A 23,394-nucleotide genomic window follows, 5' to 3' on the forward strand; every position below is an offset into this window, starting at 1 on the left:
CTAGCCCGGCACCACGATCCCGTGGTCGAACGCGTAGACGATCGCCGCCGCGCGGTCCCGCAGCTGGAGCTTGGTGAAGATCCGGCCGATGTGGCTTTTCACGGTCACCTCCGAAATCACGAGTGTCGCGGCGATCTCCGCGTTGGTCAGCCCGCGTCCGATCGCCCGGAGCACGTCCTGTTCCCTCGGTGTCAGCAGTTCGAGGGGACGTCCGCCGCTGCCGTTCCCGGCGGCCTGCCGGTACGCGGCGAGCACGCGGCCGGTGACCCCGGGGTCGAGCCAGGCGTCGCCCCCGGCGACCGCTCGCACGGCCCGGATCAGGTCTTCGGCGGGGGAATCCTTGAGGACGTAGCCCGCGGCACCCGCCCGCAGCGCGTCCGCCAAGAGGTTGTCGTCGTCGAAGGTGGTCAGCGCGAGCACCGGCGGATGACCACCGGACCGCCGCAACCTGCTTGTCGCCTCGACGCCGCCGACGTTCTTCATCCGCAGGTCCATCACGACGACGTCGACCTCGCCTCCGGCCAGCGCCGCGGGCACTTCCGCGCCGTCGCCGCATTCCCCCGCGATGACGAATCCGTCGCGGCGCCGCAGGATGCGCCGCAGCCCGGAGCGGACGAGCTCCTGATCGTCGACCAGCAGCACGCGGATCTCGGCGGCGGTCACGGTTTGGCTCCCGGCACGGTGACCTCCACGATCCACTGCCTGCCGTTGGGCCCGGCGCTGAGGTCGGCGCCGAGCTGGGCCGCGCGCACGGCCATCCCCGCCAGTCCAGATCCGTCCTCGGACGTGCGACGGGCACCGGCGGGAAGGGTGTTGCTGACGATGAGCTTCGCGCCCGAGCGGCCGGCGTCCAGCCGGACCTCCGCTGTCGCGCCGGGGGCGTGTTTGACGACGTTGACGAGTGATTCCTGCACGATCCGGTAGAGGCCCAATCCTTCCGAGGCGCCTACCCGGCCGAGGTCGCCTTCCTGTGTATAGCGCACCGCCAGACCGGCGACCCGGGTGCGTTCCACCAGCGTCGCGATGTCCTCCACCCCCGGCAGCGGGGTGTTGCCCGACGGGGTGTCGGCGAGCAGGCCGACCGTGCGGCGGATGTCGGCCATCGCGGCGCGCCCCACCTGCTCGGCCTCGGTGAGCGCCTCGATCGCCTCGTCGACGTCGCGATCCTGCTGCAACGCGCGCCGGGCCCCGGTCAGGTGCAGCAGCGTGATGCTGAGCGAATGGCCGACGACGTCGTGCACCTCGCGCGCGATCCGCTGGCGTTCGGCCAGCAGGGCCTTGTCACGGGAAGCGTCACGGTTGACGCGTTCGGCGTCCAGCACCCTGGTGTACCAGCGGACCATGAGCCCGCCGCTGAGACCGAGCAGGATCGCGACCATGTACACCGGCCCGCCGATCAGCCCACCCCAGATCCCCGCGACGACCAGGACCAGTTCACCCGTGACGGTGACGATCGCGATCCCCCACGTCGTCCGCAGGACACTGCCCGCTTCGGTGGCCGCGACCAGCAGCAGCAACGGCGCGAAATCCGGGAGCACGGGCTCGATGAGCAGGACGACGGTGGCGGCGATCAGCGCCGTCATCCGCACCCACGGCATGATCCAGTCGGTGATCGTCCAGATCAGCGACGGCGCGATCACGATCAGCCCGGCCAGCGCGATCGGCTCGGGCGGCAGCAGGGCGTCCCGTTGCACCAGCGCGACCGCCGTGAACACGAAGCTCACCGCGCTCGCGCACAACGCCCCCCACCAGGGCAGGCTCAGTCCGGCCCGGGTGAGACTGACCTGCACCCGTGCCCGGAACCGGTCCACCAAGATCTCCAGCACGGGCATCAGCCTAGGAAGTGCCGGGAAGCGCGTCATCGTGCGGCGGGCGGCACCCGTCTCCGCCCACGGTAGGAGGCCGGACGAGCACGGGCGGATGAAATCCGGATGAAACGCGAGCCGCTCATTCCTGGCTGAGCGCGACCCACTTCAGCTTCTCCTGTTCTCGTTTCGGCAGGCCCGCGACGACGAGGTCGTACGAGTCCTCGATCAGCTCACGGACGAAGCCGTCGGTCAGCGAACCGTCCAGCTGGACGGTGTTCCAGTGCTGCTTGTTCATGTGGTACCCGGGGATGATCGCCGGATGTTCGGCGCGCAACCGGACAGCGAGGTCGGGCTCGCATTTGAGGTTGATCCGCAGCGGTTTCGCCTTGAGCGGGCTGAGCGCGAACATCTTGCCCGAGACCTTGAACACGCTGGAGTGCTCGTCGAACGGGAACTCCTCACAGGCACCTGGGAAGCTGAGACAGAGCTTCCGGAGAGCGGCAGGGGTCATGGCGTTCAGCCTAAGCGGCCCCACCGACAGAAACCTGTCCTGTCCAGCGCATTGACCGTCTGTCGGTGATTCACTGACGATGGGTGGAGCCGACTGGGTGGAGGCGAGACCAACATGCGCGTGAAGCATCTCGTGGTGGCGGGAATCCTGCTGCTGGGTGTCGTACCGGGAGCCGCCGCGGCGACTCCCGTGAGCCAAGGCCAAGCGGAAAGCGCCGCCACGAACGGCTGGGTCGGCACCTGGGCGGCGGCGCCCGCGGCCGGGGTGGCCGGGACCGACAACGGCTACCCGAACTTCTCGATCCGCAACATCGTGCACACCAGCGCCGGCGGGCACGAGGTGCGCGTGCGGCTGTCCAACGCCTTCGGCCGGACGCCGGTGCTGTTCGGCCGGGTGACCGTCGCGGTCGCCGCCGGCCCCGACACGCCGCAGGCGGTCCCCGGCACGATGCGCACGCTGACCTTCGGCGGCGACAGCGAGGTCACCGTTCCGCCCGGCGCCGACATCGTCAGCGACGGCGCGGCGCTCACCGTGCCGAGGGACGGCGACCTCCTGGTGACCACGTACACCCCGACGCCGTCCGGCCCGGTCACGTACCACCCGCTGGCCATGCAGAACTCGTACTTCACCCGGAACGGCGACAAGGCCGCCGACGAGTCGGCCGCGGCGTTCCCGGAGAAGACCGCCGTCTGGCATTACGTGTCCGGAGTGGACGTGCGGGGCGCGGGGCTGCGGGGCAGTGTCGTGGCGATCGGCGACTCGATCACCGACGGGGCGAACTCGACCTGGGGCGCGAACCTGCGCTGGCCCGATCAGCTCGCCGACAAGATCAGCCGGGACCTGGGCGTGCTCAACGCCGGGATCAGCGGGAACAGGCTGCTGCTCGACGGTGGCAACTACGGCGTCAACGCGCTCGCCCGGCTCGACCGGGACGTGCTGACGCAGTCCGGCGCGCGGACCGCGATCGTGTTCGAAGGCATCAACGACATCCAGCAGACGCCGCATCAGGCCGATCCGAACAAGATCATCTCGGCGCTGAAACAGATCGCCACCCGGGCGCACGATCGCGGTCTGCGGGTGCTCGGCGCGACGATCACGCCGTGGAAGGGCTGGGGTTCGTACACGCCGCAGCTGGAGGAGACCCGGCAAGCGGTCAACCGGTTCATCCGGACCAGCAGGCTCTTCGACGGGTACATCGACTTCGACGCGGTGATCCGCGATCCCGCCGACCCGCAGCGGATGAAACCCGAGTACGACTCCGGCGATCACCTCCACCCCGGGGACAAGGGCTTCACCGCCATGGCGGACGCCGTCCCGCTGTCGCGGCTGAGGTAGCGAAATAAGTGCTGCGCCAGGCGGTTCCGTGGGGCACGATGAACTGATGGCGATCAGGAATGGCTAGCGGCGAAAGCGGTATCCGAGCGACGGCGCGGCTGGTCCGGTTCGCCGAACACGAAGCCCGCGCGGAGGCGCTCCGTGCTCAGCTGGCGGGCCTGCACGGCACGATCCGGCTGGCGAAGCGGACGTCGAACCTCTTCCGGGCACGGACGACGACCAGCACACCCGGACTGGACGTCTCGGGGTTCACGCACGTCCTCGACGTCGATCCCTTGGCGCGTACGGCCGAGGTCGAGGGCATGGTCACCTACGAGCAACTGGTGGACGCGACCCTGCCCCACGGGCTGATGCCGCTGGTCGTGCCGCAGCTCAAGACGATCACGCTCGGCGGCGCTGTCACCGGCCTCGGCATCGAGTCGTCGTCGTTCCGCAACGGCCTCGTGCACGAGTCGGTGCTGGAGATGGAACTGCTCACCGGCGACGGCCGGATCGTCGTCGCGCGGGCCGACAACGAGCACAGCGACCTGTTCCACGGCTTCCCGAACTCGTACGGCACGCTCGGCTACGCGCTGCGGCTGAAGATCGAGCTGGAACCGGTCAAACCGTACGTGCGGCTCGACCACGTCCGGTACGAAAACACCGAGGAGTACTTCGCGGCGCTGGACGAGGCCTGCCGCACCGGGTCGGCCGACTTCGTGGACGGAACGGTCTTCGGACCGGGCGAGCAGTACTTGACGCTCGGCACGTTCACCACCTCGGCGCCCGCGACCAGCGACTACACCTGGCTCGACATCTACTACAAGTCGATCCGCGAACGCGAGACCGACCACCTGACCGTCCGGGACTACCTGTGGCGCTGGGACACGGACTGGTTCTGGTGCTCGAGGGCGTTCGGCGTCCAAAGCAGGCTCCCCCGGCTGCTGCTGGGCAGGAAGCTGCTGCGGTCGTCGGTCTACTGGAAGCTGGTGGCGCTCGACCGCCGGTTCGGGATCGCCGCGAAAATTCTCAAGCTGCGCCGGCTTCCCCCGGAAGAGACCGTCGTCCAGGACATCGAGGTGCCGCTGTCGCGTGCCGCGGAGTTCCTGGACTTCTTCCGCCGCGAGATCCCGATCAGCCCGGTGTGGATCTGCCCGCTGAAGCAGCGGCCGGGCGGCGCGAACTCGCCGCTGTACGAAATGGAACCCGAAACGCGGTACGTCAACTTCGGCTTCTGGTCCGCGGTCCCCCTGGACCCCGGCGAGGAGCCGGATACGCACAATCGGCTGATCGAGGCCGAAGTGACGCGACTCGGCGGGCGGAAGTCGCTGTACTCAGACAGTTTCTATACCGAAGACGAGTTCTGGCGGCTCTACAACGGTGACGCCTACCGAAAACTGAAGACGGCCTACGACCCCGACGGCCGCTTGCTCGACCTGTACGCGAAATGCGTGCGGCGGCGGTGACCCGGGCCGGAAGAAGAGAGACGAACATGGCTGAGACGACGACCGTCGGGAAGATCTTCGAGCGGTTGCTCGGCCCGAGCGCCGCGGTGTCCATCACCGCTTACGACGGCAGCACGAGCGGTCCGGCGGGCGCACCGGTGTCGATCCACGTGCGGTCACCGCTGGCACTGACGTATCTGATGTCGTCGCCGGGAGACCTCGGTCTCGCCCGCGCGTATGTCGCCGGCGCGCTCGATGTGGACGGTGACCTCTATTCGGCGCTGCGTGCGCTCGTGGCCCAGGTCGATCAGCTCAGTCCAGCCGACCGGCTGTGGCTGCTGCGCAAACTCGGTCCCAAGCATCTGCGCCGCGTCGCCCCGCCCGCCGAGGAACTGCCGAGCCGTCTCAAGCGCGGCCTCGACGGATTGCGGCACTCCAAGACGCGCGACAGCAACGCGATCTCGAACCACTACGACGTCTCGAACCGGTTCTACGAACTGGTGCTGGGCCCGTCGATGGCCTACACCTGTGCCGCGTATCCGTCCGCCGACGCCTCGCTGGAAGAGGCGCAGGCGCACAAATTCGACCTGGTGTGCCGGAAACTCGACCTCCGGCCGGGGATGCGGCTGCTGGACGTCGGCTGCGGCTGGGGCGGGATGGTCGAACACGCCGTCGCGCACTACGGCGTCGAGGCGCTCGGTGTCACCCTTTCGCGCGAACAGGCGCAGTGGGCGCAAAAGGACATCGTGACGAAGGGGCTCGCGGACCGGGCCGAGGTGCGGCACCTCGACTACCGCGACGTCACCGAAACGGGTTTCGACGCGGTGTCGTCGATCGGGCTCACCGAACACATCGGCGCGCGGAACCTCCCGTCGTACTTCCGTTTCCTCGCCGGGAAACTGAAGCCGCGAGGACGCCTGCTGAACCACTGCATCACCAACCCGGACACCTCGGTCGCACACAGTTCGCGCGGGTTCATCGACCGGTATGTGTTCCCCGACGGCGAACTGGAGTCCGTCGGGGAGATCGCCACCGCGATGCACGACAGCGGGCTCGAGGTGCGGCACTCGGAAAACCTGCGCGAGCACTACGCCACCACACTGGGCGCATGGTGCGCCAACCTCGACGCGAACTGGGACGAGGCCGTCGTCGAAGCGGGCGCCGGGCGGAGCCGGGTCTGGGCGCTGTACATGGCCGCGTGCCGCCTCGCCTTCGAGCGGCGGGAGATCGAACTGCACCAGGTGCTCGGGGTGAAGGTCGGTCCGGACGGTGACGCGGGCATGCCCTTGCGCCCGGACTGGGGCGTTTAGCCCCTAGTGGCGAAAGGCTTCGGCGAGCCACCACGAGCCGCCGTCGTCGGCGATCTTGGCGTCGACGACGAGCGGCGCGTCCCGTGGTCCGCCGAGCCATTCCGTGACGGCGGCCAGGTCTTCGACCGAGCGCACGGTGACGCCGTCGCAGCCGAAGCCCCGGCCGATCGCCGCGATATCGGTGTCGGGGAACCGGACCGTGGTCATGTCCGCGGCGCCGAAGTGGTGGATCTCGGCGCCGTACGCGGCGTCGTTGTAGACGACGACCACGAGCGGGATCCGCAGCCGGACAGCGGTTTCCAGCTCCGAGATGGCCATGTGGAACCCGCCGTCGCCGACGCCGAGCACCGGCAGCCTGTCCGGTCTGGCCAGTGCCGCGCCGATCGCCGTCCCCAAGCCGAGGCCGACGCATTGGAACGCCTGGGTGAAACAGAAACCGTTCTCGTCGGGGACGGACAGGTACGCGCTCGGGTAGCCCATGAAGTTGCCGGAGTCGATCGAGACCACACGTTCTTCCGGGAGGATCTCGTCGAGCCGTCGGCTGAGCGTGCGGGGATCGATCCGCCCGTTGCCGGACAGGTCGTCATACGGGACGACGCTCCAGCTCGTCGTGGGGATTCGCGGTCTCTTGGCGCCGTGGCCACGTGTGCCGAGTTCCGCGTGGACGTCGGCGGCGGTGCTGGTGACGTCGCCGACCACGCCGAGGTCGATCGGCCGGTGCGCGCCGAGCGCGGCCTGCTCGACGTCGACCTGGACCAGCCGGGCGTCCGGGCCGAGGAGCGTGCCGTGCCGGGTGGTCCACATGTTCAGCGCGCACCCCCAGCCGATCACGAGGTCCGCGTTTCCGATGAGGTCCGCCGCGGCGGGTGAGGAAAAGCCGCCCGAGATCCCGATCGAGAAGGGGTCGCCCTCGAAGAGACCGTGTGCCACCGCCGAAGTCGCCAACAGCGCGCCGGAGACTTCGGCGAGTTCCCTGAGTGGTGCCGAGCTCTCCCGTGCGCCGCGACCGGCGATGAACACCGGCCGCCGCGCTCCGGCGAGGAGGTCGGCGAGTTTCGCGACCGCCTGACGGTCCGGCCGGATCGGCGCCGGGCCGGGGATTTCCGGCACCGGGACCGCTTCGGGCGCTTCGTGGGCCTGGACGTCGAGCGGGAGGTTGAGCAGGACGGTCCGGCGTTGCCGCACGGCCGTCCGGTACGCGCGGACGGTGTCGGCGATCGCGGTCGGCGCACCGTGGACGCGTTCCGGCACGGCGCCGACGGCGGTCGCGAGCGCGTCCTGGTCGATCCGGAAGTTGGACAGCACCGCCGACGCCGCGGTGTCGGCGGTCAGGACGATCATCGGCGTCCGGCTCTTGGCCGCCTCGGTGATCCCGGTGAGCGCGTTGGTCAACCCGACACCCTGGTGGAGACTCAGCACCGACACGCGGCCGCTCATCCGCGCGTACGCGTCGGCCATACTCGCCGCGCCGCCCTCGTGCCGCGCGGCGACGAACCGCACGCCGCCTTCCCGCAACCCGTTGGTGGCCACGAAGTTGCCGCTGCCCACCACCCCGAACGCGGCCCCCACCCCGAGTTCCGCGAGGGTGTGGCCGACCAGCTCCGCGACGTTCATACCCGCTCGACCAACGCGTAGACCCGGGCGGGACTGCCGGAGCCGCCGACGATCGGGAGCGGGCTGACGACCAGCAAGGCTCCGGTGGGCGGCAGGCTCGCCAGGTTCCGCAGCTGCGTCAGACCGTGTTTTCCCGCCCCCAGAAGGAGTTCATGGCAAGGGAAGGCCGGTTCGAGGGCCAGCGCCTGACCCGCGTCGGTGCCGACGGTCTCCACGCCGAACCCGGTGATCGGCGCCTCGTCCGCGAGCCAGCGAGCACATTCCGCCGAGACGCCCGGCGTATGCGGGCCGTTCTCGTCGTTGTTGAGGAAGGCCTCCTGGTCGTGCGACCGGGCGTCCCACCCCGTGCGGTAGAGCAGCCAGCCGCCGTCGGGCAGTGGCCCGTTCTCGCGCTCCCACTCGCGGACGTCTTCTATGGACAGCAGGAAATCCGGATCTTCGGCCGCGCGAGCCGACGCGTCGAGCACCACCGCCGGCGCGACCAGCGACCGCAACGGCACCTCGGAGACGTCGTGGCCGTCCTTGCCCGACAGCCAATGCACCGGGACGTCGAGATGGGTCCCGGTGTGCTCGCCGGTGTGGATGTTGTTCCAGTACCAGCGCGGCCCGCGCTCGTCGTACCGGCTGATCTCCTCGAGACCGAACGGGATCGTGTTCGCGAACGGCTCCGGCAGCTGGAGGATCGGGGTGCTCGCGCTCAAGGGGGCGGTGAGATCGACGACCTCGATCGCACCCGTGGTGATCGCGGTGTTCAACTGGGCCAACAACGACATGCGTGCCTCCCGGGGGTTGCTGCGGCGTCTCGATCACCTTAGGCGGATACGGGGCAGGTGGGCAGGGTTCTCGCGGCGGCGGCGTGATGGGTCGGGTGGCGTGACGAGGTCCGGTGGGGTGTCGCGTTTAGGCGCTGCCGGAGTAAGTCTGGTCGATGGGCTTCGTGATCCAGGTGGTTCCTGGCGGTGCGGGCGGTTCTGCCTCGTACCGGGTTGTACTCGGCTGGACCGTCCGTGCCGTCAGGGACCAGCTGGGCGCGAAGACCGCGAGCATGACTTACTCCGGCAGCGCCTAGGCGACTCAATGCGGGCTCCTGGGCCCGCCTGTCGGCTTCGGGTGTCGCGAAAGCCACTTTCGAGACGTCTGGTGTCCCGAAAGTGGCTTTCGCGACACCGCCGCCCGCCTGGTTTCCTGCGACGGTGGGGCTACGTGGCGCATTTAGTCGACTAAATGCGGACTCCCAGGAATGCGAACTGGCTTCATTACACTTTCGAGGAGATGGCCTATTTAGTCGAATACGTGTTCGATTCGAGGTATTATGGTGGAGTGTCCAGTCAGCGCATCCTCGAGCCGCCGCAGGAGCTGTGGCGTGCCGGTGCGCGGGAACTCGCGCACGGCGTGGTCGAGCGGATGTCGGTGGCACGTCAGGCACTGGCGGAGGTCGGGCAGTTCCTCGCGGAGATCGAATCCCGCGGGCCGATGGAACTCTTCGGGCACGGCTCCACCGCGGGCTGGTTCGCCGAAACCGCCCGGATCACCCCCAAAGAAGCCCGCGACACCCTCACACGCGCACTAGCGGTGAACGAGGGCCGCAACCTCGACGGCACCCCGGCACCCGCGTTCGCGCCGATCGCCGGTGCCGCCGCGGCCGACGGCGAACTCGGCCACCAGCACCTCGACCCGATCCTCACGGTACTGAAGAAAATCCCCGCCGAAGCCTCGACCGAAGACCGGTCCGGGGCGGAACAGATCCTGGTCAACCTCGCCCGCCACGCCGGACCCCAAGAAATCACCAACATCGGCGCGGAACTCCTGGCCCACCTCGACCCCGACGGCAACGAACCCAAAGACGACGACCTGCCTCCACCGTCCCGCGAGGTCTACCTGCGCAAACGCGACGACGGCTGGTGGCGGCTCAACGGCCTCCTCGACCCCGAATTCGGCGCGAGAGCCAACGCCCTGTTCGAAACCTGGGGACAACGAAGACCCGCCGACGAAGACGGGAACCACGACCCGCGCACTCCCGGTGAGCGCAACGGGGACGCCCTCTTCGACGCCATCCACTACGCCATGACCAACGACAAAGCCCCGACTTTGTCCGGAGACCGCACCACCGTGGTGGTCACCATCCCCCTCGACACCCTGACCTCAGGACTCGGATCCGCCTGCATAGACGAGGTCACCCAGATCACCGCCCGCCACGCCCGCATGCTGGCCTGCGACGCGAAGATCATCCCCGCCGTCCTCGGCTCCGACAGCGAACCCCTCGACATCGGCCGCGCCACCCGCACCGTCACCCCAGCACAACGACGCGCCCTGAACCTCCGCGACCACGGCTGCGCGTTCCCCGGCTGCCATCGGAAACCGAAACACTGCGAAGCCCACCACATACTCCCCTGGGGCCACCTCGGCGACACCGACCTCAACAACCTCTGCCTGCTCTGCCGCTACCACCACCTGGTCATCCACGGCCAATCAGGCTGGACAGTCCGCATCGCCACCGACGGCCGACCCGAATTCATCCCACCCCAATACCTCGACCCGCTACAACAACCCCGCCGCAACAAACGCTGAACCCGAGGAGCCCGCCGGTAGGCGGGCCCCTCGGCATGCCCTCGTTCAGTTGAACCAGGTACCGAACATCGAACTCTGCGACCGTCCCGCCAATCGCTTCCCGAGATCGACGGCCTGCGCCTCGGTGAGCAGGCAGATGTAGTCGGTGACCGCCCGGGCACATCGAGCGTCCTTGTTCTTCTCGAAAGTTCCCTTGGCCTCATCGTCACGCTTGATGTCGCGGTAGATCACGCGGAGCTGGATGGGGATCTTCGGACTGTTCGGTGACTTCTCCAGGCACGCGAGCAAGCGATCGAAGAGCGAACCGATGATGCTCTTCTGGCCTTCCTGGTGGATCGCCAGCGGCGGTCTGTCGATCACGTAGAACCAAGTGAGCTCTTTCAAGGCCGCGACCCGGTATTGACTTTCTTGATCGACCTCCACATAGGGAGGTCCATCGACGAGCCGGACGGCATCGACGAACCTGGTGAGATGGTCGCTGGTGATCATGTTCATCCGGACACGGTTCTCACGGGTGTCCCAGCATCGCGACCGAAGGCTCCTGCCGAATTCCTTGAGGATCTCGTCGATCTGCTCTTCGAAGCGGTATTCGTTGAACCCGGTGACCTTCTTCAGACGGCGGCATCCGTGCTTGATCATCCGATCCCTGTCCACCGCGAGATTGTGCAAGGGGATCAACCCCGCGCGGAAATAGTCCTCGAGATCGTGGGTCGCGTAGCTGATGTCGTCGGCCCAGTCCATCAGGATCGCGTTCGCGGACCTCAGCTCACCGGAGCTTTTCTGTCTCACCCAACCGAAGTCGACCCGTTCGGTCTGATAAGCGCCCCATTTGTCGCCGTAGCCGCGGTCGGTCCACGACGCCGTCGGCTTGGCGGAATCACGCGGCTTGAGACGCGGATACTTGAGGATCGCGTTCAGTGTCGCCTGGGTCAGGTTGAGGCCCGGGTGCTCCATCTTCCGCCGGGCGAGTTTCGTCACCACACGGAAGGACTGCGCGTTCCCCTCGAAACCTTCGAGCCCGCCGACCTGGGCGAGGTGCTGATCAAGGACCTCTTCGGCGATGTGGCCGAACGGCGGATGCCCGATGTCGTGCACGAGCCCCGCCGTCTCGACGACGTCTTCGTTCAGATCAGAGCCCGCCGGGAACTCCGGCTCGTCCGATTGAAAGCGCAGGTGCTGCACGAGTCTTCGCCCCATCTGCGCGACTTTCAAACTGTGCGTGAGCCGGTTGTGCAGCACCAGTTGCTCATTGACCGCGGCGACCTGCGCCACCCCGGCCAGCCTCCGAAACGCGGATGAATAGAGCACCCGGTCGCGGTCTCGCTGATACGCGTCCCGGTATGTCTCCTTCTCGTGCACTTTGTGGCGCCGAGCAGTTCCGAACGTCCCCTCCGACATGGTCGCCTCCTCGTCGTAGCTCCAAAGAGCCTTGAAAAGAAGGCGGACCACAGCAGAAGACCGTTAACCACTTCGGTGAAGGGGTATTCGTTCGCGACCGAACCGCAATCCGGTCAGTCCACTATCGCCAAGTCGAGACCCCGCAGCCGTTCCTGGTCCGCGATGACATCGATCTCGGCGATCTTCCCGTCCTTGAACGTGAAGGCGAGCACCACCGAAGGCCGCCCTTCGTCGGCCATCACAAGGCCGATGCCGCCGTTCACCAGCGCGAGCTGAGTGACAGCCGCCCGCACCGAAGCGGCCGCGGCACCCCTGGCCACCACACCAGCGCCCTGCAGGAAGATCGGCGCGCGCGAGGGGCCCGCCGCTTTGTCGGCACGGAGGACGACGTCGGGGTGGAGCAACTCCAGGAGTGCTTCGAAGTCCCCTCCGCGAGCCGCGGCCAGGTAGGCGTCGACGACCTGGCGCCGTCGCGCGAGGTCCGGTTCCGCGGCGGCGGAGCGGCCTTGGACGCGGCGCCGTGCGCGGCTCGCGAGTTGCCTCGCGGCGGCCGGCGTGCGGTCGATCAGCGGGGCGATCTCGTCGAACGGCACGGCGAACATGTCGTGCAGGACGAACGCGAGCCGCTCGGCGGGTGCCAGCGTGTCCAGGACCACCAGCATCGCCAGCCCGATCGAGTCGGCGAGCACCGCGTCGGCGGCGGGGTCGACCGAGGTGTCGACGGGCTCCGAGGACGCGGCGTCGAGCGGTTCCTCACGCCGGTGGTCGCGCGAGCGCAACACGTTCAGGCACACCCGCGCCACCACCGTGGTCAGCCAGCCGCCGAGGTTCTCGATCTCCCCGGCGTCGGTCCGGTTGAGCCGCAACCACGTGTCCTGGACGGCGTCCTCGGCCTCACTGGCCGAGCCCAGCATCCGGTACGCCACGGCCCGCAGCCTGACACGGTGTTCCTCGAAAAGTTCCGTCAGCCGATCCACCGCACTCCTCGTTCCCGCAGAACCCCGATCACATTTAACAACCCCCGAGATCGTCGGCGAACCGCACACCCGAAGACCGGTACGAAGCGGCCCTTTCGGCGGCCGTCGCCGGTGTCAAGACCTCGTTCTTCGCGTAGTAGACCCAATCCACCTGCTCGAGGTAGGTGCTCGTGCCGCCGGTGTGCTGTGTGAGGTCGATGAACCACTGGTTCAGGTTCAGGGACATGTTCTGCCGCGGATAGACGTCGAACGGCCCGCCGCGATCGTGGTCGGCCACCAGGGCGCCGTCGATGTAATACCGCACATGGCCGTCGGACACGGTCGCGGCCACGGAGTGCCAGCCGTCGATGCTGCGGCGCTGGCTGTCGCTCTTGTTCTCCGCGTACCAGGGGTCCGGCGTGTAGGTGTGCCAGCTGGTCTGGAAATTCACCGGCCCCGCCTCGCCCCAGCCGCCGTTCGGCAGGTACTCCGAGAAGTCCAGTTCGCTGTAGATCGGGTCGTTGGCGTAGCGGAGCGGGCTGATCGTGAAGAACGTCTGGTTGATCCGGTCACCGTCGGGGCCGGACGCCGGCGCGTCGGAGAAGCGGATCCGTGCCGCGTAGGTCCCTTCGAAGAACCGCCGGTCGGACTGCATGATCTCGGTCTGTGTCGTACCCGCGGACGTTCCGTCGGTGGCGGACGCGAGTTGCAGCACCTTGTCCCCGCCGGACGTCGGGAACGTGATGCCTTCCGGCGCCCACCGCGCGCCCGGGACCCCGGGGCCGCCGCCACCGGAGCGCACCTGCCAGCCGTGCTGTGAGAGCAGGCCGTCGGTGTGCGAGGCGTAGTGGAAGTCGTCGAACAACGCACCGCACGCGGCCGCGCCGCTCGCCGTCCCCGGCGCCAGCCCGAGCGAGGCGACCGACAACGCGGCCAAAGCGGCGAAACGGAACTTCTTCGAGTTCGGCATCACTGTCCCCTTACCACTGGTCAGTTTTTACCAAGGTCTCCCCGTGAAGTGGTAAAGTCAATAGGTCTAGACAACTTGTCCACCAGCCAATTCCGGATGACCACTGGGTAGGCTGTGGCCATGCGGCGGACAGAGGTCAAGGAACGGCTGCGCAAGCTCATCGAGCGGCGGCTGCCGGGCGAGGTCCTGCCTTCGGAACGCGCGCTGAGCACCGAAATCGGCGTCTCGCGCCCCACGTTGCGAGCCGCGATCGACGAACTGGCACGCGACGGTCTCGTCGTCCGCGAGCACGGCAGGGGCACGTTCACCGCGCCGCGCAAGATCTCCCAGGACCTCGTGCCCGCCACCGGCGGTGACCAGTTCGCCCCGCCCGCCGAAGGCCACTGGACCAGCCGGGTGATCGACTTCGCCGTCACACCGGCGGGTGCCCGGCTCGGCAAACGGCTCGAGGTCTCCCCCAGCCGCCCGCTGGTGGCCGTCACCCGCGTCCGTGTCGTCGAAGAGGCGCCGATGGCGATCGAGCGGATCCTAGTCCCCCGGGACGTCGTGCCGGACATCACCGCCGCCGATTTCGAGTCCGGTTCGTTCTACGGACTGCTCCGCACGCGATACGAGGTCGTCCCCGCGACGGCGGTGCAGGTCATCGAGCCCACCGTCACCGACGCCGACGAATCCGGCCTGCTCGGCGTCCCGCAGCACTCCCCCGCGCTGCTGTTCGAGCGCACCACCCGCGACGCCACCGGCCGCGTGATCGAGTACACCCGCTCGATCTACCGCGGCGACCGCTACCGGATCACCTCACACCTCAAGTTCGACCACACCTCCGACTGACTCCGGCGTGCCGGATCCGCCCGCCCGGGAGTCCATGTAAGACTCCCGGGCGATGTACACCCCGTCCGATCTCGCCGACCTGCTCGAATGCGAGCACCGCAGCGTCCTGAACCAGGCGCTGGCCGCCGGTCTCCCGGGAGCGCCGAGGCCGGGCTCGGGGCCGGATCAGCTGGCCGTCACACACGGGCGCGCGCACGAGGCCGCGACGCTGGACAAGCTGCGCGGCGAGCGGAGCGCCGTCGTCGAAATCGACGAACGTGACCCGGTCGTCGCCGCGAAGGCCACCGAAGAGGCGCTGCGCGCCGGCGCCCCGGTGATCTACCAGGCGGTCTTCCACGACGGCGAGTTCTCCGGCCGCGCCGACTTCCTGATGCGCGACGACGAAGGCCGCTACGAGGTCTACGACACGAAGCTGGCCAGGCACGCGAAGCCCGCCGCCGTGGTCCAGCTGACCGCGTACGCCGACGCCCTGCGCCGGGCGGGCTGGCCCGCCGGTCCGCGGATGCATCTGCTGCTCGGCGACCACAGCACCCGCTCGTTCCGTGTCGACGACTTCCTCCCGCTCGTGGACCGGCTCCGCACCCGGCTGGAGAATCGGCCGCCCACGCTCCCTGTCCCGGTATGGGCCGACGAGCGGCCCGCTTGCGGCGGCTGCTCCTACGCGGCGCACTGCGCGAGCGCCCGCGAAGCCGATCGCGATCTTTCGCTGGTGGCGGGGATGCGCGGTGACCAGCGGCGCAAACTCGTCGCCGCAGGCCTCGAGACGATCGACGCGCTCGCGGCGGCTGAGCCGGAAGACCGGCCGCGCGACATCTCGACGACGTCGTTCACCACCTTGCGCGCCCAGGCCGCGATCCAGGTCCGGCAGGACGCCACCGGGCAGATCGCCTACGAGATCATCGATCCGGACGCGCTGGCCACACTGCCGCCGCCCGAGCCCGGCGACGTCTTCTTCGACATGGAAGGCGATCCCTACGCGCTGGCGGGCGAGGGACTCGAATACCTTTTCGGCGCGGTGACAGCCGGGGAAGACACGAAGTTCACGCCTTTCTGGGCGCACAACCGATCACAGGAGAAGCGGGCCTTCGAGGAGTTCGTCGACTTCGCCACCGCGAGGCTCGCCGAACACCCCGGCTCGCACGTCTACCACTACGCCCCGTACGAGGTCACCGCGATCAAACGGCTCGCCGCCGTGCACGGGACCCGCGAGGACGCCGTCGACCACCTGCTGCGCAGCGGCGGACTCGTCGATCTGTATGCCGTGGTGCGCAAGGCACTCCGGGTCTCGCAGCGGTCGTACTCCATCAAGTACCTCGAGCCGCTGTACATGCCCGAGGCCCGCGACGGCGACGTGAAGACCGCGGTTTCGAGCATCGAGGCCTACGAGGAATACCTGACGCTGACAGCCTCCGGCGAGACCGAGCACGCGGACGAAATACTGCGCGGCATCAGCGACTACAACGAATACGACTGCGTCTCCACGCTCCGGCTTTTCGAGTTCCTCCACAAGATCCGCGTGGCGGAAGGGATCGCGCTCGCCGAGCCGCCCGAAGAGTCCGATGTGGACGCTCTGCTGCGCCAGACCGAAGAGGACGTCGCCGCTCAGAAACGCGCCGAACGCGCCGCGCAACTGGCCGCGCTGGTCGATCCGCTGCTGGACGGGCTGCCCGACGATCCGGCCGAGTTCACTGGTGAGGACCGCGCACGCGCGCTGCTGGCCGCGTCTGTCGGCTACCACCGCCGCGAGACGAATCCGGCGTGGTGGGAGTACTTCCGCCAGCTGGCCGCCCCGCTCGGAGATCTGGAGACCGACAACGCCTGCACCGTCCCGGTGGCCATGGAGGCCGGGGAATGGGTGCCGCCCTCGGGCCGGGTCCGCAAGGCGAAGCGGTCTTTAAGCCTTCGCTGCGACCCGGACCGGCCGCATCCCTTCGCCCCCGGCGACGACGTCCGCCTGCGCTACGGCGCCGCCGCGCGCGACGCCAAGGTCGTCTCGGCCACCGCCGTCGAACTGATCCTCGAGGAAAGCTGCCCTCCCGACGAGACCAGCGCCGACCGGCCCGTCGCGGTGCTGCCCGGGAGCCCGGTGCGGCCCTCCCCCAAGGACGACGCCGTCGCGGATCTCGCCCGCTTGGTCGTCGACGCACTGCCGACGCTGCCCGCTCATCCCGGTGTCGACCTGCTCCGGCGCACGACGCCCCGGCTGCGTGACGACCGGACCCTGCCCGAGCCCGGCCCGGATCTGGTGAGCACGGTGATCGAGGCCGTCGAGGCGCTCGACGGCTCCGCGCTCGCCGTCCAGGGCCCGCCGGGCGCGGGCAAGACGTACCTGGCCGGCAGGCTGATCGCGAAGCTGGTCCGCGCGGGCAAGACGATCGCGGTCACCTCGACCAGCCACAAGGCCGTGGAGAACGTACTGTCCGCCGCGTTGAAGAACGCGCCGGATCTGCCGTGCGCCAAACGTGCCAAGCGGACCCCGGATCCCGCGGCGCCGTGGGAGCAGCCGAAGACCAATCCCGCCCTGGTGAAATGGCGCGAAGAGCACGACACCGGCCATCTCGTCGGCGGGACCGCGTGGACTTTCGCGAACGCCGCGATCCGGGAAGAGCCGTTCGACCTGCTGATCATCGACGAAGCAGGCCAATTCGCCCTCGCCGACGCGCTCGCGGTCTCGATGTGCGCCAAGAACCTCCTGCTGCTGGGCGATCCGCAGCAGTTGCCGCAGGTCGTGCAGGGCACGCATCCCGCGGGCGCCGAGGCCTCCGCGCTCGGGCATCTGATCGGCGACGCCGACATCATCCCGGCCGAACTCGGCTACTTCCTCGACGAGACCCGCCGGATGCATCCGGCCGTCTGCGCGCCGGTCTCGCGGCTGTCCTACGCGGGCCGCCTGCACTCGCATCCCTCGGCCGCCGAGCGGGCGATCGACGGCGTCGAGGCAGGCCTGTACCTCGCCGAAGTCGACCACCACGGCAACACGACGCGCTCGGTCGAGGAGGCCGAGGCGGTCACCGCCCTCGTCGCCGAACTCCACGGCCGCGCCTGGACCGATCACGGCGAGCCCCGGCCGCTCGGTGACGAGGACATCCTGGTCGTGGCGCCGTACAACCTGCAGGCCCGCGTCGTCGCTCGTGCCCTGGACCAGGCCGGGTATCCCGGCGTGCGGGTGGGCACGGTGGACCGGTTCCAGGGGCAGGAGGCGCCGGTGGTGATCGCCACCATGACCTCGTCTTCGGCGATCGATCTACCGCGTGGCCTGGATTTCCTGCTCTCTCGCAACCGGCTCAACGTGGCGCTCTCGCGGGCGCAGGCGCTCGCCGTCGTGGTGTGCTCGCCGCGGCTGGTCGAGGCCGACATCCGCACGGTCGACCAGATGCGGCTGGTTTCGGGCATGCTCGGGTTGATGGCCGAAGCCGTGCCATGGCACGCAGGACGGAGTGGACGATGACCGAGAACAGCCCGGACAAGAAGCCGGAAATCCTCGACGCCGAGATCGTCGAAGACGTACCCACGCCGCCGGTCGAGGTCCCGGAACCGGACTACAGCGAGACCGGGGTGCCCTCGTTCGACCACGTGCGGGACCGGATCGAGCAGCGGTACACGACCTCGCTGGGCTCGACCGAACTCGCGGGCTTGGGCGGCAAGGAAGACGTGGCCTCGCTGGACAAGAAGATCGCCGACCGGGACAAGGCGGCCAAGGACAAACTGGCCGAGATCCGCCGCGCCATGCGGGAGCAGTGAACTAACCCCAGTGCGGTGAACCGGCTCCGACCGCGATCGCCCGCGCCCGCCGATAGTGCTCGGCGGCGGCTTCTCGCAGGTCGAGGGCGGTCGCCAACTCACCGAGGTAGTACGCGACCGGGCGAAGGGTGAGCATCCCGCTCCCGGCTCCGGCGATCTCGTCGGCGGCGGGGAGGAGTTCGGCGTACAGGCGTTCCATCAGCGTCCGGTCGCCGGTTTCGATCGCGACGACGGCGTGCAGGCAGGTGCGGGCCTCGTAAAGCAGGTCCCGGGGTGAATCCGGGATCGGGTGCGCAGGGCGGCACCAGCTTTCGTAGGCGCCATAGCTCTCTTCGGCCGCTTCTCGCGGCAAGCCTCGCTGAATCCGGTCGCAGAACAGGGCGAGGGCGAGGATCCCGTTGTCCACTCCGGACATGGCCGTTCCGGCGAGTCCGGCGGCCGCGGCACGATAGGCGGCCTCACCGCCGGGGCCGGTCATCGCGGTGCGCATCGCGCGGTACCACCGGGTGAACACGCCGACGAGCGGAAGGCCGTACCTCTCCCCGAGTTCGTCCGCCGACGCGGCATGCCGGTCCGCGGCCGCGAACTCCGCGAGCGCGCTGTTCGCCTGCACGAGCACGAGATGCCCGAGCACCTCGAACGTCACCAACCGGTGCCGTGCGGCGAGATCGACCAGTTCCGCGCCGATCCCCGCCCGCCGGGACGCGAGCCCCGCCCGGTCGAAGGACTGCAGGAACCGGGCGTTGAGCGCGAACGCCAGCAACGCGGGATCGTCGAGCCGTCGTGCGAGCTCCTCGGCTTCTCGCGCCGCCTCGCGAGCCCGTTGCCCACCCGCGTTCCGCAGTTCGACGGCGAGCGTGGCCAGCAGACGGCATCGCTCGGCCGTCCGTCCGGCGGGCAACGCGGCAAGGGTCCGCTCGACGGCGTCCGCGATGCGGGAAGCCAGTTCCGTGTCGTCGCTTTCGGTCCAGAGGGCGGGGACGTCGAACGCGCCGATCACCCGCGCGGTGAAGAGCGGATCGTCCAGCTTTTCCGCCAGTTCCAGCGCTTCGGCCCGATGCCGCCGGGATCGGCCGAGTCCGCCGGAAACGGCCGACGCGCGGGCCTTGCCCATGATCAGTTCCAGCCGTTCCGCCGCGTCGGAGGCGCCGGACCGGTCGTACGCGGTGAGCGCGGCGTCCCAGAGTCTCGCCGCTTCCGCCTGTGCGAAACGGCTTTCGGCCCTTTCCGCAGCGGCTTTCGTGTAGTGCGCGGCGCGTTCTGCGTGCTCCTCGGACAGCACGTAGTGGTGTGCCAAGGCATCGACGTCGTCCGGGCGGAGCCCTTCCAGCGCTTCGGCGATCTTGCCGTGCTCGCGGGCGCGCCGCGAACGCGAGAGATCGTGGTAGAGCGTGTCCCGTACGAGAGCGTGCGCGAACCGGAACCGATGCGGTGCCGTCTCTGTCAGGAATCCGTGCCGGACAGCGGTTTCGACCGCGTCCAGCGCGGTTTCCCCCGACAGGGCTTCGATCAGGCCGAGGTCGGCGTCCGTGCCGATCACCGCGGCCCGGCGCACCGCGCCGCGGACGTCGTCCGGCAACGCCTCCAGCCGGTACCGGACGACGTCGCGGACTCCCGGTGGAACCTCGTCCAGGGCGGAGGCGCCTTCGGCGGCCAGCAGGCGGGCGAGTTCGCGGACGAAGAAGGCGTTCCCGCCGCTGCGCCGGTGGATCACCGCGGCGGTTTCCGGGTCGACTTCCTCGCCTGTCGTGACGCGGACCAGGTCGGCGACATCGGCCTCGGGCAGACCTCCGAGGTAGATCCGCGTCGGCTCTGTTCGCGCGGCCCGGCCGAGAAACGCCGTCAAGGGGGCCGGTGGATCGGTTCCGCGATAGGTCGCGACGATCAGCACCGGCTCGGCGAGCACCGACGTCAGCAGTGCCAACGTCTCCTCACCCGCCCAGTGCAGGTCGTCGAGGACGAGCAGGAGAGGCGCGGCACCGGTCAGGTAGGACGCGACCGCCCGATGCCAGCGCCGACGCGCGGTCACGGGATCCCCGGTTACTGGACCCGCCATCGGCGCGGCGCCGTGTCCGGCGTCGGCGAGCGTGGTCAGGATCCGGCTCCACGCGTAGGCGGGCGGCAGGCCTTCGTCGTCGGGATTGCTTCCCCACGCCGTGGTCCAGCCCCGTGCGGCGAGGCGGGCGGAGAACGCCTCGATGAGCGCGGTCTTCCCGACCCCGGCGTCACCCGAGACGAGAACCAGCCGCGACTGTGTCACGGCTTCCTCGAGCCTCGCCAACTCCGCGTCGCGGCCGATCAGCTGCCGCGCGGCGGGCTTGGGCACGGGTGGCTCCAGGCGGGGTGCCTGCGCCAGGATGTCGGCTTCCAGCTCCCGCAGGCCGGCGCCCGGATCGAGGCCGAGTTCGTCTGCGAGCAGTTCGCGTGTGGTGCGCAGCACGGCCAGCGCGTCACCTTGCCGTCCTGACCGGTAGAGCGCCAGCGCGAGCAGGCGGGAACCGTTCTCCCGCAACGGGTGTTCGCGCACCCGCGGTTCCAGCTCGGGTATCGCCTCGGCGGCTCTCCCGAGCGCGAGGAGAGCCTCGGCGCGGAGTTCTCCCGCCAGCGACCGGAGTTCGGTCAGGCGGGAGACCTCGCCACGCGCCCAGCCCTCCTCGGCGAACTCGGCATACGCGGGCCCCCGCCAGAGCGTGAGCGCGGTGTCCACTTGCGACAGTGCGGCGTCCGCCCGGCGGGCGTCGATCAGTTCGCGAGTCGCGGTGACGGCCGACTCGAAGTCCCAGGCGTCGACGGCGTCCGCGCGCAGGGCGTACCCGCGGGCGACCGTGACGAGCAGCCGCGCGGGCTCGCGGGGAGCGCGATCCGGCTCCAGCGCGCGCCGCAAGGCGCCGACGAACGTCTGGACGGCGCCGACAGCGCCCTCGGGCGGCCGCTCCCACAGGTCGTCGACCAGGCGTTCCACCGGCACGACCCGGCCGCGGGCGATCAGAAGCCTCGCCAGCACCGCGCGATGCCGCGGGCCGTGGAGTCCGACGTCACCCCGCGCGTCCTCGGCCACGAGCGGGCCGAGCACCCCGAACCGCATCGCCACCTCCTCGTTCACCGACGGTGATCATCGTGCCCCGGCCGCTCGGTCGTCGCTGACCGGGTGCTGATTCGGGCCGGGGACGCTGGCGGTCACCTCGAAACGACCAGGAAGGTATCCATGCGCATCACCGGATTCGACTACCAGCGCGTGCCCGTGTCCGACGACGTGGCACTCAACGTCGCCGTCGCCGGGACGGGCAGCCCGATCGTGCTGCTGCACGGTTTCCCCGAGACCCACCTCATGTGGCGGCACGTGGCGACGGATCTGACGGCCGACCACACCGTCCTCTGCCCTGACCTGCGAGGATACGGCGAAAGCGACAAGCCCGCCGATACCGGCGAGACCTACTCGAAGCGATCGATGGCGGCCGACGTCGTCGCCGTCGCGAAGGCTTTCGGCCACGACCGGTTCGCCCTCGCCGGGCACGACCGGGGCGCGCTGGTGGCCCTGCGGGCCGGACTCGACCACCCGGGCGAGGTGAGCCACCTCGCGATCCTCGACGTGCTGCCGACCCTGGACATGTGGGACGTGCTGCACGGCACCAGCGCCGCCGTCGGCTTCCATCTCTACCTGATGGCCCAGCCGCCCGGGCTGCCCGAACAGCTGATCGGTGCCGCGCCCGACGCGTTCTTCGGCCACTTCCTCGACGCGTGGACGCGGCCCGGCGACGCGATCCCGGCCGACGTCCGGGCCGCGTACCTGGAGGCTTCACGGAACGCGGTGACCTCGATCGTCGCCGACTATCGCGCGTCGGCGGGCATCGACGTCGAGCACGACACGGCGGATCGTGAAGCGGGCAACCGGCTCACCATGCCGCTCACCGTGCTCCAGCAGGACTGGGGCGCCGCCCTCGGCTACGACGCCGTCGCGCTCTGGCGGGCATGGGCGACGGACCTCGACCACCGGACGGTCACCTCGGGCCACTTCATGGCCGAGGAATCACCTTCGGAGGTGGTGAAGGCACTGCGAGAGTTGCTGACGCGCTCGTGAGGCGCCACCCTGCATAGTCACGTGCGATCCGTGCCAGCCTGGCGGTGGTGGCGGCCTTGTAACTCCAGAGCCCCGCGACGTACACGGCGAACGCGGTGATCTCCTCTTCGGTGGCCTCGCTCCAGCGCGTGTTCGTCTTCGCCCAGGTCTCGGCGTCCATCTCCTGATGACCTGCACCGATGAGGCGAAGCACCATAAAGGCCGGATCGATCCAAGCCGCACCTCGAGCGGGCCAGCCCCAGTCGATGACGCGGATATCTCCGGTCGCCGGGATGAGGAACTGGTCGGCGTGAAGATCCGTATGCAGGAGGGAGCCTCCGGCCGTGAGCGCCGGGGCCTTCCGCTCCCATGCCGTCAACTCGTCGATGTCCCAGTCGCCGACGATCTCCGGCCGTTCCTGCGCGAGTTCAGGCCACCAAGAGGACTTCCAGCGCTGTTCCAGGGGCTTGAGATCGGGTGCCTCGATATCACCGATTCTATTGACCGTCTCGGCGATTCGCGCGAGATCCGGCGAGCCCGGTCGGAGCTGGGCTCGTCGGCCGGTCACGTACTCGAAGCCGACGAGCAGCCAGTCCTCGATATCGGCGGAGAAGTGCACGGCCGGAGCGATGCCGGATACAAGCGTGCCGAGGTCGGCCTCGTTCCGAAGCCAGCGCATCGCAGGCGACACCCCCTCGACCCCCTTGACGAACATGGGTGCCGATCCGTCGCGATGGAACACGGCGGCGAAGTTGCTGCTCTGGCCGACCTCGATCTCTCCGACCCTGCCGATTTCGCCCACACGATTCCGGATGGCTTCCCGGACGGGTTCCGGTAACTCGCCCCAGCCGTACTTCTTCACCCTTGTCCT

The 23,394-nt window shown here is 69.1% G+C and carries 18 protein-coding genes; 8 read left to right on the forward strand and 10 right to left on the reverse strand.

The genetic code is table 11. From position 1 onward, the window contains the following. The 3 genes from HDA45_RS04225 to HDA45_RS04235 form a co-directional block, all read right to left on the reverse strand. A complete protein-coding gene (locus tag HDA45_RS04225; RefSeq protein WP_184892000.1) occupies positions 1-663 on the reverse strand; it encodes a response regulator in 663 nt (220 codons plus the stop codon). Then, positions 660-1,832 carry a sensor histidine kinase gene (locus HDA45_RS04230; protein WP_221471010.1) on the reverse strand — a complete coding sequence of 391 codons (1,173 nt, stop codon included), beginning with the start codon at positions 1,830-1,832 and terminating at the stop codon, positions 660-662. The genes HDA45_RS04225 and HDA45_RS04230 overlap by 4 nt, the downstream gene beginning before the upstream one ends. A 115-nt stretch (positions 1,833-1,947) precedes the next feature. Beyond that, entirely contained in the window at positions 1,948-2,319 is a 372-nt protein-coding gene (locus HDA45_RS04235; protein ID WP_184892004.1) for an MmcQ/YjbR family DNA-binding protein, read from the reverse strand. Positions 2,320-2,433: 114 nt separating this feature from the next. Here HDA45_RS04235 and HDA45_RS04240 point away from each other — a divergent pair, with 114 nt between their 5' ends. From HDA45_RS04240 to HDA45_RS04250, 3 genes are read left to right on the forward strand one after another with little or no spacing between them, the layout of a single operon-like run. Further along, the gene (locus HDA45_RS04240) at positions 2,434-3,654 is read left to right on the forward strand and encodes an SGNH/GDSL hydrolase family protein (RefSeq protein WP_184892006.1); all 1,221 of its coding nucleotides are present in this window, start codon (positions 2,434-2,436) and stop codon (positions 3,652-3,654) included. Between the two features lie 59 nt (positions 3,655-3,713). Then, positions 3,714-5,099 (forward strand): FAD-binding oxidoreductase, encoded by a 1,386-nt coding sequence (locus tag HDA45_RS04245; RefSeq protein WP_184892008.1) that lies wholly within the window; start codon positions 3,714-3,716, stop codon positions 5,097-5,099. 26 nt (positions 5,100-5,125) lie between these two features. Further along, positions 5,126-6,388, forward strand: coding sequence for a class I SAM-dependent methyltransferase (locus HDA45_RS04250; RefSeq protein WP_184892010.1), 1,263 nt, complete (start codon positions 5,126-5,128; stop codon positions 6,386-6,388). Between the two features lie 3 nt (positions 6,389-6,391). Here HDA45_RS04250 and HDA45_RS04255 read toward each other — a convergent pair whose 3' ends face one another. Beyond that, positions 6,392-8,002: a thiamine pyrophosphate-binding protein gene (locus HDA45_RS04255; protein WP_184892012.1), complete on the reverse strand. Its 1,611-nt coding sequence runs from the start codon at positions 8,000-8,002 to the stop codon at positions 6,392-6,394. Beyond that, positions 7,999-8,775 (reverse strand): cyclase family protein, encoded by a 777-nt coding sequence (locus HDA45_RS04260; protein WP_184892014.1) that lies wholly within the window; start codon positions 8,773-8,775, stop codon positions 7,999-8,001. The genes HDA45_RS04255 and HDA45_RS04260 overlap by 4 nt, the downstream gene beginning before the upstream one ends. 547 nt (positions 8,776-9,322) lie before the next feature. Between HDA45_RS04260 and HDA45_RS04265 the strand changes: the two genes are divergently transcribed. Then, positions 9,323-10,570 (forward strand): DUF222 domain-containing protein, encoded by a 1,248-nt coding sequence (locus HDA45_RS04265; RefSeq protein WP_184892016.1) that lies wholly within the window; start codon positions 9,323-9,325, stop codon positions 10,568-10,570. 45 nt (positions 10,571-10,615) lie between these two features. Here HDA45_RS04265 and HDA45_RS04270 read toward each other — a convergent pair whose 3' ends face one another. The 3 genes from HDA45_RS04270 to HDA45_RS04280 form a co-directional block, all read right to left on the reverse strand. After that, positions 10,616-11,968 carry a deoxyguanosinetriphosphate triphosphohydrolase family protein gene (locus HDA45_RS04270; RefSeq protein WP_184892018.1) on the reverse strand — a complete coding sequence of 451 codons (1,353 nt, stop codon included), beginning with the start codon at positions 11,966-11,968 and terminating at the stop codon, positions 10,616-10,618. 113 nt (positions 11,969-12,081) lie between these two features. Continuing rightward, positions 12,082-12,945, reverse strand: coding sequence for a sigma-70 family RNA polymerase sigma factor (locus tag HDA45_RS04275; protein ID WP_184892020.1), 864 nt, complete (start codon positions 12,943-12,945; stop codon positions 12,082-12,084). Between the two features lie 34 nt (positions 12,946-12,979). Next, on the reverse strand, positions 12,980-13,894 hold the full coding sequence (locus tag HDA45_RS04280) for a glycoside hydrolase family 16 protein (RefSeq protein WP_184892022.1): 915 nt from the start codon (positions 13,892-13,894) through the stop codon (positions 12,980-12,982). A 120-nt stretch (positions 13,895-14,014) separates the two neighbouring features. Between HDA45_RS04280 and HDA45_RS04285 the strand changes: the two genes are divergently transcribed. Genes HDA45_RS04285 through HDA45_RS04295 form a run of 3 tightly spaced genes read left to right on the forward strand, consistent with a single transcriptional unit; the run spans position 14,015 to position 18,466 of the window. After that, positions 14,015-14,725 (forward strand): GntR family transcriptional regulator, encoded by a 711-nt coding sequence (locus HDA45_RS04285; protein ID WP_184892024.1) that lies wholly within the window; start codon positions 14,015-14,017, stop codon positions 14,723-14,725. A gap of 52 nt (positions 14,726-14,777) precedes the next feature. After that, positions 14,778-18,173, forward strand: coding sequence for a TM0106 family RecB-like putative nuclease (locus tag HDA45_RS04290; protein ID WP_184892026.1), 3,396 nt, complete (start codon positions 14,778-14,780; stop codon positions 18,171-18,173). Continuing rightward, positions 18,170-18,466 carry a hypothetical protein gene (locus HDA45_RS04295; protein WP_184892028.1) on the forward strand — a complete coding sequence of 99 codons (297 nt, stop codon included), beginning with the start codon at positions 18,170-18,172 and terminating at the stop codon, positions 18,464-18,466. Before HDA45_RS04290 ends, HDA45_RS04295 begins: the two co-directional genes overlap by 4 nt. Position 18,467: 1 nt before the next feature. Here HDA45_RS04295 and HDA45_RS04300 read toward each other — a convergent pair whose 3' ends face one another. Continuing rightward, a complete protein-coding gene (locus HDA45_RS04300) occupies positions 18,468-21,551 on the reverse strand; it encodes an ATP-binding protein (RefSeq protein ID WP_184905284.1) in 3,084 nt (1,027 codons plus the stop codon). Between the two features lie 120 nt (positions 21,552-21,671). On the opposite strand from HDA45_RS04300, the gene HDA45_RS04305 reads away from it, so the two are divergent. Then, on the forward strand, positions 21,672-22,544 hold the full coding sequence (locus HDA45_RS04305; RefSeq protein ID WP_184892030.1) for an alpha/beta fold hydrolase: 873 nt from the start codon (positions 21,672-21,674) through the stop codon (positions 22,542-22,544). Here HDA45_RS04305 and HDA45_RS04310 read toward each other — a convergent pair. Next, positions 22,480-23,385 (reverse strand): phosphotransferase family protein, encoded by a 906-nt coding sequence (locus HDA45_RS04310; protein WP_184892032.1) that lies wholly within the window; start codon positions 23,383-23,385, stop codon positions 22,480-22,482. The two genes, HDA45_RS04305 and HDA45_RS04310, sit on opposite strands and share 65 nt — an antisense overlap. Positions 23,386-23,394 lie beyond the last annotated feature (9 nt).

The organism is Amycolatopsis umgeniensis, from assembly GCF_014205155.1.
In the GTDB taxonomy this organism is placed as follows: Bacteria; Actinomycetota; Actinomycetes; order Mycobacteriales; family Pseudonocardiaceae; genus Amycolatopsis; species Amycolatopsis umgeniensis.